Genomic DNA, 15195 nt, shown 5'->3' on the forward strand with positions numbered 1-15195 from the left:
GGCCCCGCTCACGGTCGTGCCCCCAGCCGTGCCCCCGGTCGTGCTCCCCGACGTGGCGGGCAGTGCCCGTGCCCTGACCAGCCGGGCCCCGGCGGCCACGGCCAGGCCCGCGGTCACCTGGGTGGCCCGCCTGGCTCTGATCACGCCCGCGTGCGGCTCCCAGAGCAGGAAGCTGAGGTCGTCGCCGCGGTAGTCGGGGAAGAACCGGCCGCCGTCGCCCGGGCCGAGCACCTCACACGGAATGTCCAGATTTTTCAGGACTTGGGCGCTGGCGTGCTCCCATCCGTCCGGCGTCCTGGCGAACCACACCATGCCCGCCTCCTGGTACAACTCCTCGCCGGCCCGCTCCTCCAGCCTCCGCCAGTCGTCGCGCGCCCGCCAGGCGAGCCTGGCGTACCAGTCGTCGCCGCCGTGCGCGCAGCGCAGCAGCCGGGTCTCGCCCGCGCTCGACTGCCGTACGTGTCCCGGCTTGTGCTGCTCGACCAGCGTCACGTCCCAGCCGGTTTCGGCCAGCCGCAACGCCAGCGATGACCCCCAAATGCCCGCTCCGACCACAATGACCGATTTCATGACACCAAGGTGACCGGAACGCGTACCCGCCCGCAAGACTCAGACGATGATGAGGCGGACGACCACGCCCGCGCAGTTGCCCGCCACGCAGATCCGCACCGGGACCTCGGAGACGCCGGGAGCCGCCGGCACACCGCCCACGTGGCCGTCGGGCCCGATCGTCACATCCCTGGGCAGCCTGGCCCGGTCGGTCACGGTGAAGGCGGGCAGGACGCCGGCCGGCCCGCCGTTGATGCCGATCTCGGCGTCCAGCGGGGTGCCGGCCTTGCCGGGGAAGGTCAACTCGCCCGGCTCCCACGGCACGTTGCCGAGCACCACCAGGGTGAGCTCCTCCTTCGTGCACGCCTGGCCGGCGCAGACGTGTACGGGCGCGACGTACGTGCCGCGGCGTCGCGGCGTGCCGTACAGTCTGCCGTCCTTGTCGACCCTGACCCCGACCGCGAGGTAGGCGGCGCGGAAGGCGACGCCCTCGCCGGTCGGCAGCAGCCGCCGGCTCACCTCGATGCCCTCGGTGACGTAGAACGTGTTCTCCACCAGGGCCCCGGACCCGATCGGGGACCGGCCGGACATGTTGGTCATGGGGGTGGTGACGGCGGCCGGGAACGCCGTGGGGAGCAGTCCGCACAAGGCCAGCCCGGCCAGCACGAACGCCCACCTTCGCCGCATCACTACCCCCTGGCTGCTCCGTACGCCGATACGTACCCCCATCAGCGCGTAGCGTCACTAGATAATCGTGGGCATGGCCGCCGAATCCGCTCAGACCCTGGAACGCGGGCTCCGCCTGCTGAGACTGCTCGCCGACGGGAAGGGCGGCCGCACGCCGACCGAGCTGAGCGCGGAGCTGTCGCTGAGCAGGCCCGTGGTGTACCGGCTGCTGACGACGCTGATGAACGAGGGGTTCGTCCGCAGGGACGCCGAGGGGCGGGTGCATCTCGGGTTCGGGTTGCTGGTGCTGGCCCAGGCCGTGCAACCGCTGCTGCGGGCGGCGGCGGTGCCGACGCTGCGGCGACTGGCCGAGGAGGTGGGCGCGACCGCGCACCTGACCGTGGCGGAGGGTGACGACGGGCTGGCGGTGGCGGTGGTGGAGCCGTCGTGGACCAATCTGCATGTCGCCTACCGGGAGGGCGCGCGGCATTCGCTGGCGAAAGGCGCGGCGGGGCAGGCGATCCTGGCGCTGCGCGACAGTCATGGCCGCCGGGACGACTACTTCGTGACCGAGGGGCAGTTGCAGGAAGGGGCGCGGGGTGTCGCCGCGCCCGTGATCGGGCTGCCGTGGCTCGAGGCGTCGGTGGGGGTGGTGACGTTCGGACCGCTGGAGGAGTCGACGGGACGGCGGGTGGTGGCGGCCGCCGCCGAACTCGCCGCCGCGCTGGGTTGACATCTCCTGGACGATGGCAGACCTTTGTCACGTATAGAGGACACGGCCGTCCGATTAACGGACAGCATGGAGGGGCAGATGCCGTACTACCGGGTCGTGGGCGAGGTTCCGCGTAAGCGACACGTCCAGTTCAGACGGCCGGACGGCGGTCTCTACGCGGAGGAGTTGATGGGCGAGGAGGGCTTCTCGTCCGACTCCTCGCTGCTCTATCACCGCCACTCGCCGACCGCGATCATCAAGGCGGAGGCGGTCACGCCGGCCGTGGAGACGCGGCTCGCGCCCAACCTGCCGCTCTCGCCCCGCCACTTCCGCACGCAGGAGCTGTCCAGCGCCGGCGACCTGGTGTCGGGGCGCATCCCGCTGGCCGGCAACGGCGACGTCCGGCTGTCGTACGCGACCAGCGACCAGGCGAGCGAGCTCTACCGCAACTCGATGGGCGACGAGTGCGTCTACGTGCAGCGCGGCGATGTGAGGTTCGAGTCGACGTACGGCGTGATCGAGGCCGCCGAGGGCGACTACGTGGTCATCCCGACCGGAACGATCCACCGCTGGGTGCCGGACGGACCGGTCAGCGTGCTGGCCATCGAGGCCGCCGGGCACATCAGGCCGCCCAGGCGCTACCTGTCGCAGCACGGCCAGTTCCTGGAGCACGCGCCCTACTGCGAGCGCGACCTGCGCGCCCCGGCCGAGCCGTTCGTCGTGGCGGGCGAGGAGGTGCCGGTGCTGGTGCGCACGCGCGGCGGGCTGAGCAGGCTCGTCTACCGCGACCACCCGTTCGACGTGGTCGGCTGGGACGGCTACCTCTACCCGTACGCGTTCAACATCAATGACTTCGAGCCGATCGTGAAGAAGACGCACGCGCCTCCGCCGGTGCACCAGACGTTCGAGGGGCCGGGGTTCGTGGTGTGCTCGTTCTGCCCGAGGCCGCTGGACTACCACCCCGAGGCCATCCCGATCCCGTACAACCATCACAACGTGGACTCCGACGAGTTCATGTTCTACGTGGGCGGCGACTACTCCGCGCGGGCCGGATCCGGCATCGACGTCGGATCCATCTCGCTGCACCCGGCGGGGTTCACGCACGGGCCGCAACCGGGGGCGGTCGAGGCGGTGATCGACGCGGTCGCCCGGGGTGTCACGACGACCACGGAGATGGCGGTGATGGTCGACACCTTCCGCCCGCTCGACCTCGGTCAGGGCGCGCTGTCCTGCGAGGATTCCGGCTACGCCTGGACCTGGTCACGATGAACGTCTACATGTCGCTGGTCGACGACGCCGGCCTTTTCCCGCCGACCTCCCTGCACATGGAGGAGGCCCTGGCCAGGAACAAGCGTGACCTGGAACGCGGCAACCCGGTCCTCACGCACCGCTTCATCTGCCCGGCCAGCCGGCTCGACCGGCTGCGCGCCAAGCCGTACCGGCCGCGGCGGATCGGGCTGGTCGTGGACACCTCCAAGCTGCCGTCCTTCGACGACCTGCCGGTGGACCTGGTCGAGGTGTCGCTGCCGGAGCACACGACGGTCGAATCGCTGGCCGCCGAGCTGGACCTGCCGTCCGGGGTGCGGCTGTTCGTGGAGATCGTCCCGCCGAAGGCGATGTCGATGTCCGTCGACGTGCCGGACGGCGTGGGGCTGAAGGTGCGCTGCGGGGGCCTGACGGCCGACGCCTTCCCGCCGGTGGAGCATCTCGCGACGTTCATCAGGTTCTGCGTGGAGCACGACGTCTCATTCAAGGCGACGGCGGGGCTGCATCACGCCGTACGCCACTTCGACCCCTCGCTCGGCGTCGATCGTCACGGGTTCCTGAACCTGGTGCTCGCGGTCTGCGAGACCGTCGAGGGGCGCGATCCCGTGCCCGTGCTGCGCACCACGGACGCGGCCCATCTCGTACGGATGGCGGTGTCCGTACCCGAGGACACGGCGAAGCAGGCGCGGCGGCTGCTGGTGAGCTACGGCTCCTGCTGCACCAGCACACCCCTCCACGACCTGCGCGCGCTCGGACTGATCAAGGAGGCTTCGTGACCTGGGGTGTGGACAACCTGCCCTACGGGGTGTTCTCGTGCCCCGGCGAGCGGCCCAGGGTCGGCGTGCGGTACGGCGACAAGGTGCTCGACCTGGCTCCCGCCCTGCACGACGAGGTGTTCGCCGCCCCCTCGCTCAACCCGTTCATGGCCAGGGGCCGGATGGCCTGGCACGACACCAGGACGCTGATCCAGAACAAACTCACCGGCGACCTGCCCGTGACCGAGGCGCACCTGATCCCGCTGGAGCAGGTGCGGCTGCACATGCCGTTCGAGGTCGCCGACTACGTCGACTTCTACTGCTCGATCGACCACGCGAGCAACCTCGGCCGGATCCTCCGCCCAGGCTCGGAGCCGCTGCTGCCCAACTGGCGGCACCTGCCCGTCGGCTACCACGGCAGGTCGGGCACGGTCGTCGTGTCAGGCACGCCGGTCCGGCGGCCGCACGGGCAGTTGTCCGCCGGGGTGTTCGGTCCGTGCGCGAAGCTCGACATCGAGGCGGAGCTGGGGTTCGTGGTGGGCGTGCCGACCGCGCTCGGCTCCCCCGCCGGGGCGTTCGAGGACCATGTGTTCGGGGTGACCCTGGTGAACGACTGGAGCGCGCGCGACATCCAGTCCTGGGAGTACGTGCCGCTCGGGCCGTTCCTGGCCAAGTCGTTCGCCACGTCGATCTCACCGTGGATCACGCCACTGGAGGCGCTGCCGCGGATCCCCGGCCGCGTCCAGGACCCCGAACCGGCCGCCTACCTGCGGCGGCAGGGTGACTGGGGGCTGGACGTGCAGCTCGAGGTGGTGCTCAACGGGGAGGTCGTGTCGCGGCCGCCGTACTCGGGCATGTACTGGACGCCCGACCAGATGCTCGCCCACCTGACCGTGAACGGCGCCGCGCTGCGCACGGGGGACCTGTTCGCCAGCGGCACGGTCTCCGGCCCCGAGCGGGCGGAGCGCGGCTCGCTCATCGAGCTGACCTGGAACGGGACCGATCCGATCAAGCTGCCGAGCGGCGAGACGCGCTCGTTTCTGCAGGATGGTGACACCGTGACCATCAGGGCCACGGCAGGTGCCCTGACATTGGGGGAAGTTTCCGGAACCATCGTGTAAGTGACTCAACGTGCTCGATCAATGACTCAACGCTATTCTGGGATCACCCCTTCCCTCGGAAAGCAGGAGTCACATGCGGCGCGCGGCGATGCTTTGTGTCGCCCTCCTTCTGGCCTGCGGGTGCGGCCCCGCGGCCACGCGGCCCCCGGCCAAGCCCCCGGTCGTGCGGGCCTATCCGGCGTTCGACGCCGAGCGGGCCAGGACCGACCGCGGCCTGGTGGTCGAGGCGCACGGCGGCACGCTCAGCGAGGTGCTGGTCTATCAGCGCGGGGAGCCGGTGCCCGGCCGGCTCGACGGCGCCCACACGACGTGGCGCTCCGACTGGACGCTCATGCCCGACACCGAATACACGGTGACCGCGCGGGCCGCGGGTGCGAGCGGCCCGGCCACGGTCGCGATGGGCCGCTTCCGCACCCGGCCGGTCGAGCGGACCCTCGAGATCGCCTCGACCACGCCCCTGCCGGGTGAGACGGTCGGCACCGGCATGCCGGTCATCATCGACTTCGACACGCCCGTGGCGGACAAGGCGGCCGTCGAGCGGGCGCTGGAGGTCGTCCCGGAGATCCCGGTCGAGGGCGCGTGGCGGTGGACCAGCGACACCCGGGTCGTCTACCGCCCCCGGCGGTTCTGGGCGCCGCGGCAGCACGTCACGGTCACCGCCCACCTGGCCGGCGTACGCGCGGGCGCCGGCGTCCACGGCACCGCGGACTCCACCTTCGTCTTCACCGTCGGCCGTGACCAGTCCAGCTCGATCGACACCAGGACCCACCAGATGGTGGTCCGCCGCGACGGCCGGATCGTGCGGCAGATGGCCATCAGCGCGGGCATGGCCACCACCCGCGAATACACCACGACCAGCGGCGTTCATCTGACCATGGACAAAGGTGACCCGGTCCGGATGGTCTCCCCCGGCCGCGTCGAAGGCGAGCCGGGTTATTACGACGAACTGATCGGCCACGCCGTACGCATTTCCGACAGCGGCGAATACGTGCACGCCAAGGACAACGTCTGGGCGCAGGGCCGGGAAAACGTGAGTCACGGCTGCATCAATTCCCGGCCGGACCAGGCGGCCTGGTTCTACGACACCTCACTGCGCGGCGATCCCGTAACGATCATCGGCACCGACCGCGCGCTCGAATGGGACAACGGCTGGGGTTTCTGGCAGCTCCCGTGGGAGAAATGGCGGCAGGGCAGCGCGCTGCCTTCCGCCGATTCCGCAGGTGGATTGGTGCCACAACGGTAAAACCAGGATTAACGTAGACAGCGAGGGGGGAACGCTCGCGCGCGCAGGCCCGTTGTCCCTATAGGAGGGCCGGACATGGATGAATGGATCATCTGGGTAATCCTCGCAGTCGTCCTCGGCGTGGCCGAGATCTTCACCCTCACGGCCTCGCTCGGACTGCTGGGCGTGGCCGCGTTGCTGACCGCCGCGACCGCGGCCATCGGGTTGCCCGTCCCCCTGCAACTGCTGTTCTTCGCCATCTCGTCGGCGGCCGGTCTGATCGTGCTCAAGCCGATCGCCATGCGTCATATCAGGCAGCCGCAACTGCAACGGTTCGGTGTGGAGGCACTCGTCGGCAAGCCCGCCTATGTGGTCTCGGAGGTAACGGGACGCGACGGACGGGTACGCATCGGGGGCGAGGAATGGTCCGCGCGGGCCTACGACGAAACCCTGGTGATACCCACGGGGGCGACCGTCGACATCATCGAGATCGAGGGAGCGACAGCCCTCGTCTATCCCCGGGAGTGAGCCATGGATCCACTGTTGCTGGTGGGGCTGTTCATCATACTTTTCGCGGTGTTCACCGTGCTCAAGGCCGTGCGGATCATCCCGCAGGCCCGGGCGCGCAACGTCGAGCGGCTGGGCCGCTACCACCGCACGCTCAAACCCGGACTCAACTTCGTCATCCCCTACATCGACCGCGTCTACCCGGTGATCGATCTGCGCGAGCAGGTCGTCTCCTTCCGCCCGCAGCCCGTCATCACCGAGGACAACCTGGTCGTCGAGATCGACACCGTCCTCTACTTCCAGGTCACCGACCCGCGGGCGGCGGCGTACGAGATCGCCAACTACATCCAGGGCGTCGAGCAGCTCACCGTCACGACCCTGCGTAACGTCGTCGGCTCCATGGACCTGGAGAAGACCCTGACCTCCCGCGACACCATCAACAGCCAACTGCGCGGCGTCCTCGACGAGGCCACCGGCAAGTGGGGGCTGCGCGTCAACCGCGTCGAGATCAAGGCCATCGACCCGCCCAAAACCATAAAAGACGCGATGGAGAAGCAGATGCGGGCCGAGCGGGACAAGCGGGCCGCGATCCTCAACGCCGAGGGGCAGCGGCAGTCGCAGATCCTCACGGCGGAGGGCGACAAGCAGAGCCGCATCCTGCGGGCCGAGGGCGGGCGCACGGCCGCCATCCTGGAGGCCGAGGGCCAGTCGCGCGCCATCGACCAGGTCTTCCAGGCGGTCCACCGCAACGACCCGGACCCGAAGCTGCTGGCGTACCAGTATCTGCAGGTGCTGCCGCAGCTCGCGCAGGGCGAGGGCAACACGTTCTGGGTGATTCCGAGCGAGGTCACGTCGGCGCTGCAGGGCGTCTCGAAGGCGTTCACCGAGGCCTTGCCCAAGTCGGCGGCGACGCGGGAGGAGATGCCGGAGAGCTCGGCGGCGGAGGAAGAGGCCGCCAAGGCCGCGGAGGCGGCGGCCGAGGCCGTCGCGGACGCCCAGGAGGCGGAGCCCCCGAAGGGCCCGCGCCAGATCACCCAGGGGATCCAGGAGCCGTCCCCGTTCCCCGACCTGAACAAGGAGCCCAAGCAGGCCGACCACTGAGGCTCCTGGGTTCGTACGAGGTGCCTGCCACGCGGTGGGCACCTCCGCCCTGAGGGTGCCGTCCCGGTTCCGGGGTCAGCGTTGTCCCCGGTCGAAGTACGCGGCCAGCTCCGCGTCCAGGGGCGGCACGTCGTACGGCATCCCGCCGTCCCGCAGCGACATCGTGGCCATGTACCCGGCGGCAACGCTCATCCTGGCCGCCACCGGCGAGGTGTCCGTCACCCCGCCGTCCCTGACGAACCTGAGGAACTCCGTCATGATCTCCGCGTCCGCGCCCCCGTGCGACCCCTGCGCGGCCGGCACCGTGTAAGCGATGTCGCAGTCGCCCCGGTAACCGGTGGGCCCGGTGTTCCACACCTTGACCGTGTCGCCTGGCCCGTCGCCGAAGTTCTCCAGCCGCCCCTCCGTGCCGATGACCGTGTAGTTGCGCACGTAGTCGGGCGTGAAGTGGCACTGCTGGTAGGCCGCGATGACGCCGTTGTCCAGGCGCATGTTCATGACCGACACGTCCTCGACGTCGATGACGTGATGCAGGTCCGCGCGCTGGGCGGGCGGCCACTCGTACTCCTTGAGCCAGCCCTCGGGACGCGGGGTGCCGGGGGCGCGGCGCGGCAGGTCGCCGTAGAGCATCAGGTCGCCGAAGGCGTTCACCCGCGTGGTGTAGCCGCCGGCGAGCCAGTGGATCACGTCCAGATCGTGCGCCGCCTTCTGCAACAGCAGTCCCGTGGTGCGGGTGCGGTCGGCGTGCCAGTCCTTGAAGTAGTAGTCGCCGCCGTAGGAGACGAAGTGGCGGACCCAGACGGTCTTGGGCTCGCCGATCACGCCCTTTCCGATGATGTCGCGCATCAGGCGTACCACGCCCATGTGACGCATGTTGTGCCCCACGTACAGGCGGGTGCCCGTCTCACGGGCGGCGCGCAGGATGTTGTCGCAGCCCTCCACGGTGATCGCCATCGGCTTCTCCAGGTAGACGGCCTTGCCGGCCTGGAGGCAGTCGATCGCGAGCCGCTCGTGCGTGTCGTCGGGCGTGTTCACGACGATGGCGTCGAGGTCGGGCCGGTCGAGCAGGTCGCGGTGATCCTGGGTCAGGAACTCCGCCTCGAACCGCCCGGCCTTCGCCTTGAGCACCGCAGGGTCGGAGTCGCACAGCGCGGCCACGACCGAGCCCCCGCCCGGCCGTTGCGCGGCCAGAGCGAGGCTCGTCCGCAGACCGAGCCCGATGACTCCGATGCGCAGGTCTTCCACAGACGTCCTTCCTATTTCGAGCCGGTGAAGGCGATTCCCGCGATGAGCTGTCTCTGCAGCACCACGAAGATCACGATGATCGGCACGGTCGCCATCAACGAGCCCGCCATGAGCACCGGGTATTCGGTGACGTGCTCACCCCGCAGCGCCGAGAGCCCGGCCGACAGCGTCATCTTCTCAGGCTCGGTGTTCACGATGAGCGGCCACATCAGGTCCTTCCACGACCAGAGCACGGTGAGCACCCCGAAAGCGATCAGACCCGGCCGGGCGAGCGGCAACATCACGCTCCAGAAGGTCCGCAACGGGTTGGCCCCGTCGATCCTGGCCGCCTCCTCCGGGATAGAGGCCGATCCAGGTCTCGGTGGCCAGCGACACCAGGGTCGCCGACTCCGCCAGGGGGTGGTCGTGGGGGAGCACCAGGTCGAACGGCTCGGCGTACAGCGGCAGGCGCGAGAGGCGGCGGTCGGCGGCGTCGGGGGCGCCCCGGTATTCGACCGCGATCGCCAGGTCGGCCTCGGAGTCCAGCAGCATGGCCAGGCTGTGGTCACCCTCGGCGTCCAGCACGCGTACCTGGACGCCGGGCGCCTTGGCGCGGAACGCGGTGATCGCGGGGGAGAGCACGGCGCTGATCGCCGTCGCGAAGCAGGCCACCGTGACCTCACCGGCCTCACCCGTCGTGTACGCGGCCACCTCCGCCTCGGCGCGTTCGAGCTGGGCGAGGACCTCGTTGGCATGGGCCACCATGATCTTGCCGACGGCGGTGAGGTGAACGCCGCGCCCGTCACGGGTGAGCAGCCGATGACCCACCTCGTGCTCCAGCGCGACAAGCTGCTGCGACACGGCGGACGGGGTCAGATGCAACGCCGCCGCAGCGGCGGTGACCGTCCCATGATCAGCCACCGCCCGCAACGTCCGCAACCGCCGCACATCAATCACGTGCTCATGGCCTCACTGAGTTCGGCGGGGCTCGTCCGCCTTGTGCCGCCCGCTGCTTCAGGCGGCGGCGTTCCCTCGCAGGAGGATACTCAGCCCCGGGCCTGGATGAAGGCGTGTACGGCGCGGTCCACGTCCTCTGGGGAGTGGGCGGCCGAGAGCTGGACGCGGATTCTCGCCTTGCCGTGCGGCACGACAGGGTAGGAGAAGCCGATCACGTAGATGCCCAGGTCGAGCAGGCGTTCGGCCATGGCCGCGGCCTCGCCGGCGTCGCCGATCATCACGGGCACGATCGGATGGTCGCCCGGCAGGATGTCGAACCCGGCCCTGGTCATCTTGCTTCGGAACCGCGCGGTGTTGGAGCGCAGCCGTTCGCGGGCGTCGGCGGAGGTCTCGAGCAGGTTGAGGATGCGCAGCGACGCCGAGGCGATGATCGGGGCGAGCGAGTTGGAGAACAGGTACGGCCGCGACCGCTGACGCAGCAGCTCACAGATCTCCTTGCGGGCCGAGACGTAGCCGCCGCTGGCCCCGCCGAGCGCCTTGCCCAGCGTGCCGGTGATGACGTCGATCCGATCCGTGACACCGTGCAACTCGGGCGTGCCGCGCCCGGTCGGGCCGACGAAGCCGACGGCGTGGGAGTCGTCGACCATCACCATGGCGTCGTACTGCTCGGCCAGGTCGCAAATGTCCGGCAACGGCGCGAGATATCCGTCCATGGAGAAAACGCCGTCGGTCACGATCAGCCGCCGTCGCGCGTCCGCGGACTCCTTCAGCCTGGCCTCCAGCTCGGCCATGTCGCGGTTGGCGTACCGGAGGCGCTTGGCCTTGGAAAGACGGATGCCGTCGATGATGCTGGCGTGGTTGAGCGCGTCGGAGATGACCGCGTCCTGGGCGTCGAGCAGGGTCTCGAAGATGCCGCCGTTCGCGTCGAAACAGGAGCTGTAGAGGACGGTGTCCTCCATGCCGAGGAAGTCCGTCAGGCGCGCTTCGAGCTCCTTGTGCACTTCCTGGGTGCCGCAGATGAACCGTACGGAGGCCATCCCGAACCCCCACCGGTCCAGCGCCGCCTTGGCCGCGTCGATCACGGTGGGGTCGTCGGCGAGGCCCAGGTAGTTGTTGGCGCAGAAGTTCAGGACCTCGCGGCCGGCCACGCTCACCTGGGAGCTCTGCGGGGTGCCGATCACGCGTTCGGGCTTGAACAGCCCGGCCTCGGTGATCTCGTCGAGCGTCGTACGCAGCTGCTCGCGCACGTTCGTGAACATCAAGCGCTCCTGTTCATGGTCGCGGCCGCTTCGGCCCTCGTTGGCTCGTTACTCGCACTCTCGGTCGGAGCTTCTCCGCTCCAGTCCAGGATGACCTTGCCCGTGCGGCCGCTCGCCGCCGTGTCGAATGCCTCGTCGAAGTCCCGGTACGAGAACCGGTCGGTGATCACCGGGGACAGGTCGAGCCCCTTCTCCAGCAGAACGGACATGTTGTACCAGGTCTCGAACATCTCACGGCCGTACACGCCCTTGATGGTGAGCATCGACGTCACGACGGTGGCCCAGTCGATGGCGAACTCCTCCGCGGGCAGCCCCAGCATGGCGATCTTCCCGCCGTGCGTCATGCTCGCGATCATGTCGCGTACGGCCTGGGGGTTGCCCGACATCTCCAGCCCCACGTCGAACCCCTCGCGCATGTGCAACCGCCGCATGCCCTCGGCGATCGAGGACCTGGAGACGTTCAGCGCCAGGGAGACGCCGAGCTTGCCGGCCAGTTCGAGCCGCTCGTCGCTGACGTCGGTGATCATCACGTTGCGCGCGCCCACGTGTGTGGCCACGGCCGCCGCCATCAAGCCGATCGGCCCCGCCCCCGTGATCAGCACGTCCTCGCCGACCAATGGAAAGGACAGAGCGGTGTGTACGGCGTTCCCGAACGGATCGAAGATGGCCGCCACGTCCGGGTGGACGGGCACCCGGTGCACCCAGACGTTCGTGGCGGGCAGCGTGACGTACTCGGCGAACGCGCCGTCCCTGTTGACGCCGAGGCCGACCGTGTTGCGGCACAGGTGCCTGCGGCCCGCCATGCAGTTGCGGCACTTGCCGCACACGAGGTGTCCCTCGCCGCTGACGAGGTCGCCGACGGAGACGTCCTCGACGCCCGGCGCCACCTCGACCACGTGGCCGGAGAACTCATGTCCCACGATGAGCGGAAGCGTCAAGGTATGCCGCGCCCAGTCATCAAATTTCCGGATATGCAGGTCGGTGCCGCAGATGCCGGTCCGGAGTACCCGGATCTTCACCTCACCAGACCCCAGCTCAGGCTCCGGCACGTCCATCAGCCGGAGACCAGGCTCGGCACTCTCCTTGACCAGCGCTTTCATGGCTCCACTTCCGTTCACTGAGTATCAGTGTCTCAGTGTTTCGCTCATTGCTGGGCGAAGGTCCCCGTCTTGCCCGGTCGCCCGGCGCGGGGTAGACGCTTCACAGCCACCAGCCGGGCCAGGCCCGGTCTCACGGTCGGCTCCACATCCGTTTAAAGTCTCCGGGCCACTCCCGGCGACCTGCTTCACCAGCGAAGCGAGGTTGAGCGCGGCGTTGCGGTCCCGGTCCAGCACCAGGCCGCACGCCTCACAGACGAAGGTACGCATCCGCAGGGGCAGTTTGGTTTTCACTGTCCCGCACGCCGAGCACGTCTTGGAGGAGGGGAACCACCGGCCGACGGCCACCAGCCTGCCGCCGTTCCACGCGGTTTTGTAGGCGAGTTGGCGGCGGATCTCGCCGAAGGCGGCGTCGGAGATCGAGCGGGCCAGCCGCCGGTTGCGCAGCATCCCAGCGACCGTGGTCGCCCTGGTCGGGGCGGGTGCGGGGGTGGCGCTGGTGCCGCGGCTCGCGTTGCGCGACATGGCGTTGCCCGGGGTGGTGGTGCGTCACACGCCGGGACCGGAACGCCGGGTCTTCGCCGCCGTACGCCGCGGCTCCGACTGCCACCCCCTCCTGCGCCCGCTCCTGTCGTCACTCCGCACGGTCGCCGGCTCGCTCGGAACCGGGTGAAGCCCGCAGGTGTGTTCGCCGATCCGGAAGGACCGGCTGAGCCCGGACAACGCCCGGCCCGCTCAGGATCGGGCCAGGTCGAGTGCCTCGGCGAAGCGGGCGTGCCGGTCCAGCTCCGCTTCCACAGGGTCCAGCACGTACGCCTTGCTGACCTGGCCGATGGCCGTGCGCAGGGCCCTGGCCGTACGGCGGGCTCTGCGCCGGCCACCCGCCCAGGCGGCCAGCCGCGACAACAACGCGATCAGCACGCCGGCCAGCGCACCGCCCACCAGCAGCACCGTCGGCCACGGCACCACGCCGGCGGCCGGGAGCGGCGGCTTTGGCAGGCGCAGGTAGTCCATCCCGAACAGCACCCCGAGCCACAACGCGCCCGCCACCATGGTCGCGAACACCAGCCACTGCAGCACGTTCACGGCCCGCCACCACCTGGGCCGCTTCGTGGCGCCGACGGACGTCTTGCCCACCGCCCGGTCCACCGCGTCCGCCAGCTCCTGGGCGCGCGACCGCGCCGCCTGTCGCACCGCCGCCGCCCACGGGCCGGGCAGTCCCACCGCGGCCGCCTCACCGACGTCCCTGATCGCCGTCTCGACCTGTGCCCTCTGTACGGCCGACGCCGCCGGGACGGAGGTACGGCCGACGATCTCCCTGCCTGGCTCCCTGCCCGGTTCGCGGGGCGGCGCCATGCCGCCGATCCGCAGCCTGCGGAGTGGGTCGGGCCGGAACCTGCGTACCCACCTGGTGACCGGCCACCCGGTCGCGACGACGGCCCGATGCCGGTGCCCCTTGGCCACGGCCTCCACGACCAGCGGCACCCCGGCCGCCTCGGAAAGCGCCCTGGTGAGCCCTCGATCCAAACCCGCCGTCCGTTTCGGGCCGTCCGCCGACGCCCGCGTCATGCCTCTTCCCGCCGCCCCACTCACCACGTCGCCCCTGGGCCGCCTCTCCGCGCCGTCCCCAGGACGCGCCTCCCCACTCACCGCACGGTCCCGGAGCCGCTCCTCCGTCCCGGTCACCAGGGCGCCGCCGTCACCGGACACGGCCCGTCCACCGGAGTCCGGGGTCGCGTCAAGCGCGGCGGCCGGTTGCCCGGTGGGCGGGCCGGCGGTGGCGAGGTGGTCGGCGGCGGACTTGACGTCGGCGGACAGGCGGACGGACCAGGACGTACGTTCCGAGACGCGCTCTCCCAGAAGCGAACGGAGCTCGGGCAGGCCGGTGCCGGTACGGGCGGAGGCGGCCAGCACCGGGACACCCGACAGGCCGTCGTCGTCCAGGAGGCGGCGCAGGTCGCGTACGCAGCGGTCGACGGCCTGCGGGGGCAGGCGGTCCACCTGGTTGAGCACCACCAGCATGACGTCCCGGTGAGCGGCCAGCGGGCGCAGGTAGCGCTCGTGGAGCGCGGCGTCGGCGTACTTCTGCGGGTCCACCACCCAGACCAGCAGGTCGACCAGCTCCACCAGGCGGTCGACCTCCAGGCGGTGGGAGAGCTGGATGGAGTCGTGGTCCGGGAGATCGAGCAGGATAAGTCCGGACAAGTCGGGGTTTTCGGTGGCCGGGTGGCGCTGCGGGATGTCCAGCCAGTCCAGCAACGTGCCCGAGCCGTCGCCGTCCCAGAGCGCGGCCTGCGCGGTCGACGTCGTGGGCCTGGTGACGCCCACGGCCGCCAGCTCTGTACCGGCCAGGGCGTTGTACAGCGACGACTTCCCGCTGCCCGTCGCGCCCGCCAGCGCGGCCACGGTGTGCTCTACGGAGAGGCTGCGGCGGGCTCCGGCCCGTCCTGCGACCGCACGCGCGCCCGACACCGCCTCCTCGGACAGCCGTCCCGCACCCAACGACGCCGCCTCCAGCAGCGCGGCCAGCCGGGAGTCGAGCGACGGCCCCTCCTTACGCCGCAGCAACTTCACGACCCGTCCCCTCTGCCGTCGCCACCCTCGATCCAGGCCCGATCAAAAGGCTCTGTGTCACCAGAGCCCCCACCTGCGCCCTCCGCACCCCCGCCACGCGAACGCTCCGGACCAGGCGAACGCTCCGAGCCAGGCGAACGCTGGGGGCCGGACGAACGCTCCGGGTGGGCCGGACGCTCCAGGCC

Annotated in this window: 17 protein-coding genes; 8 read left to right on the top strand and 9 right to left on the bottom strand. The window is 70.2% G+C overall.

The features are described from left to right. Together ITP53_RS46280 and ITP53_RS46285 are read right to left on the bottom strand one after the other, a co-directional pair. Positions 1-570, bottom strand: a 570-nt coding sequence (locus ITP53_RS46280) for an NAD(P)/FAD-dependent oxidoreductase (RefSeq protein ID WP_195901846.1), incomplete at its 3' end; no start/stop codon positions are given. Between the two features lie 39 nt (positions 571-609). Then, positions 610-1236, bottom strand: a complete 627-nt coding sequence (locus tag ITP53_RS46285; protein ID WP_195901847.1) for a hypothetical protein — start codon at positions 1234-1236, stop codon at positions 610-612. Between the two features lie 73 nt (positions 1237-1309). On the opposite strand from ITP53_RS46285, the gene ITP53_RS46290 reads away from it, so the two are divergent. From ITP53_RS46290 to ITP53_RS46320, 7 genes are all read left to right on the top strand, one after another. Beyond that, positions 1310-1948, top strand: coding sequence for a helix-turn-helix domain-containing protein (locus ITP53_RS46290; protein ID WP_195901848.1), 639 nt, complete (start codon positions 1310-1312; stop codon positions 1946-1948). Positions 1949-2026: 78 nt separating this feature from the next. After that, entirely contained in the window at positions 2027-3196 is a 1170-nt protein-coding gene (locus tag ITP53_RS46295; RefSeq protein WP_195901849.1) for a homogentisate 1,2-dioxygenase, read from the top strand. Continuing rightward, on the top strand, positions 3193-3969 hold the full coding sequence (locus ITP53_RS46300) for a hypothetical protein (protein ID WP_195901850.1): 777 nt from the start codon (positions 3193-3195) through the stop codon (positions 3967-3969). Before ITP53_RS46295 ends, ITP53_RS46300 begins: the two co-directional genes overlap by 4 nt. Then, on the top strand, positions 3966-5069 hold the full coding sequence (fahA, locus tag ITP53_RS46305; RefSeq protein ID WP_195901851.1) for a fumarylacetoacetase: 1104 nt from the start codon (positions 3966-3968) through the stop codon (positions 5067-5069). Before ITP53_RS46300 ends, fahA begins: the two co-directional genes overlap by 4 nt. A gap of 73 nt (positions 5070-5142) precedes the next feature. Beyond that, positions 5143-6312 carry a L,D-transpeptidase gene (locus ITP53_RS46310; RefSeq protein ID WP_195901852.1) on the top strand — a complete coding sequence of 390 codons (1170 nt, stop codon included), beginning with the start codon at positions 5143-5145 and terminating at the stop codon, positions 6310-6312. A 75-nt stretch (positions 6313-6387) separates the two neighbouring features. Continuing rightward, positions 6388-6819 (top strand): NfeD family protein, encoded by a 432-nt coding sequence (locus ITP53_RS46315; protein WP_195901853.1) that lies wholly within the window; start codon positions 6388-6390, stop codon positions 6817-6819. A gap of 3 nt (positions 6820-6822) precedes the next feature. Then, positions 6823-7899, top strand: coding sequence for an SPFH domain-containing protein (locus ITP53_RS46320; RefSeq protein WP_195901854.1), 1077 nt, complete (start codon positions 6823-6825; stop codon positions 7897-7899). A gap of 75 nt (positions 7900-7974) precedes the next feature. On the opposite strand, the gene ITP53_RS46325 is transcribed toward ITP53_RS46320, so the two are convergent. The 6 genes from ITP53_RS46325 to ITP53_RS56550 form a co-directional block, all read right to left on the bottom strand. Next, positions 7975-9144, bottom strand: coding sequence for a Gfo/Idh/MocA family protein (locus ITP53_RS46325; RefSeq protein ID WP_195901855.1), 1170 nt, complete (start codon positions 9142-9144; stop codon positions 7975-7977). Positions 9145-9155: 11 nt separating this feature from the next. Then, positions 9156-9425 carry an ABC transporter permease family protein gene (locus ITP53_RS46330; RefSeq protein ID WP_236051957.1) on the bottom strand — a complete coding sequence of 90 codons (270 nt, stop codon included), beginning with the start codon at positions 9423-9425 and terminating at the stop codon, positions 9156-9158. Further along, entirely contained in the window at positions 9322-10080 is a 759-nt protein-coding gene (locus ITP53_RS46335) for a LysR family transcriptional regulator (RefSeq protein ID WP_195901857.1), read from the bottom strand. The genes ITP53_RS46330 and ITP53_RS46335 overlap by 104 nt, the downstream gene beginning before the upstream one ends. Positions 10081-10169: 89 nt before the next feature. Beyond that, complete coding sequence (locus ITP53_RS46340) at positions 10170-11339, bottom strand: glycine C-acetyltransferase (RefSeq protein WP_195901858.1); 1170 nt, start codon at positions 11337-11339, stop codon at positions 10170-10172. Further along, positions 11339-12439: an L-threonine 3-dehydrogenase gene (gene tdh / locus ITP53_RS46345; RefSeq protein WP_236051955.1), complete on the bottom strand. Its 1101-nt coding sequence runs from the start codon at positions 12437-12439 to the stop codon at positions 11339-11341. Before tdh ends, ITP53_RS46340 begins: the two co-directional genes overlap by 1 nt. Positions 12440-12463: 24 nt before the next feature. After that, positions 12464-12886 (bottom strand): zinc ribbon domain-containing protein, encoded by a 423-nt coding sequence (locus ITP53_RS56550; protein WP_207757389.1) that lies wholly within the window; start codon positions 12884-12886, stop codon positions 12464-12466. A 10-nt stretch (positions 12887-12896) separates the two neighbouring features. Between ITP53_RS56550 and ITP53_RS46355 the strand changes: the two genes are divergently transcribed. After that, the gene (locus ITP53_RS46355) at positions 12897-13109 is read left to right on the top strand and encodes a LysR substrate-binding domain-containing protein (RefSeq protein ID WP_328817987.1); all 213 of its coding nucleotides are present in this window, start codon (positions 12897-12899) and stop codon (positions 13107-13109) included. 62 nt (positions 13110-13171) lie between these two features. Here the strand turns inward: ITP53_RS46355 and ITP53_RS58595 are convergent, their stop codons facing one another. Continuing rightward, positions 13172-15010, bottom strand: coding sequence for a YfjP family GTPase (locus ITP53_RS58595; protein ID WP_328817989.1), 1839 nt, complete (start codon positions 15008-15010; stop codon positions 13172-13174). Positions 15011-15195: the final 185 nt, after the last annotated feature.

It is taken from the genome of Nonomuraea cypriaca, from assembly GCF_015645445.1.
GTDB lineage: Bacteria > Actinomycetota > Actinomycetes > Streptosporangiales > Streptosporangiaceae > Nonomuraea > Nonomuraea cypriaca.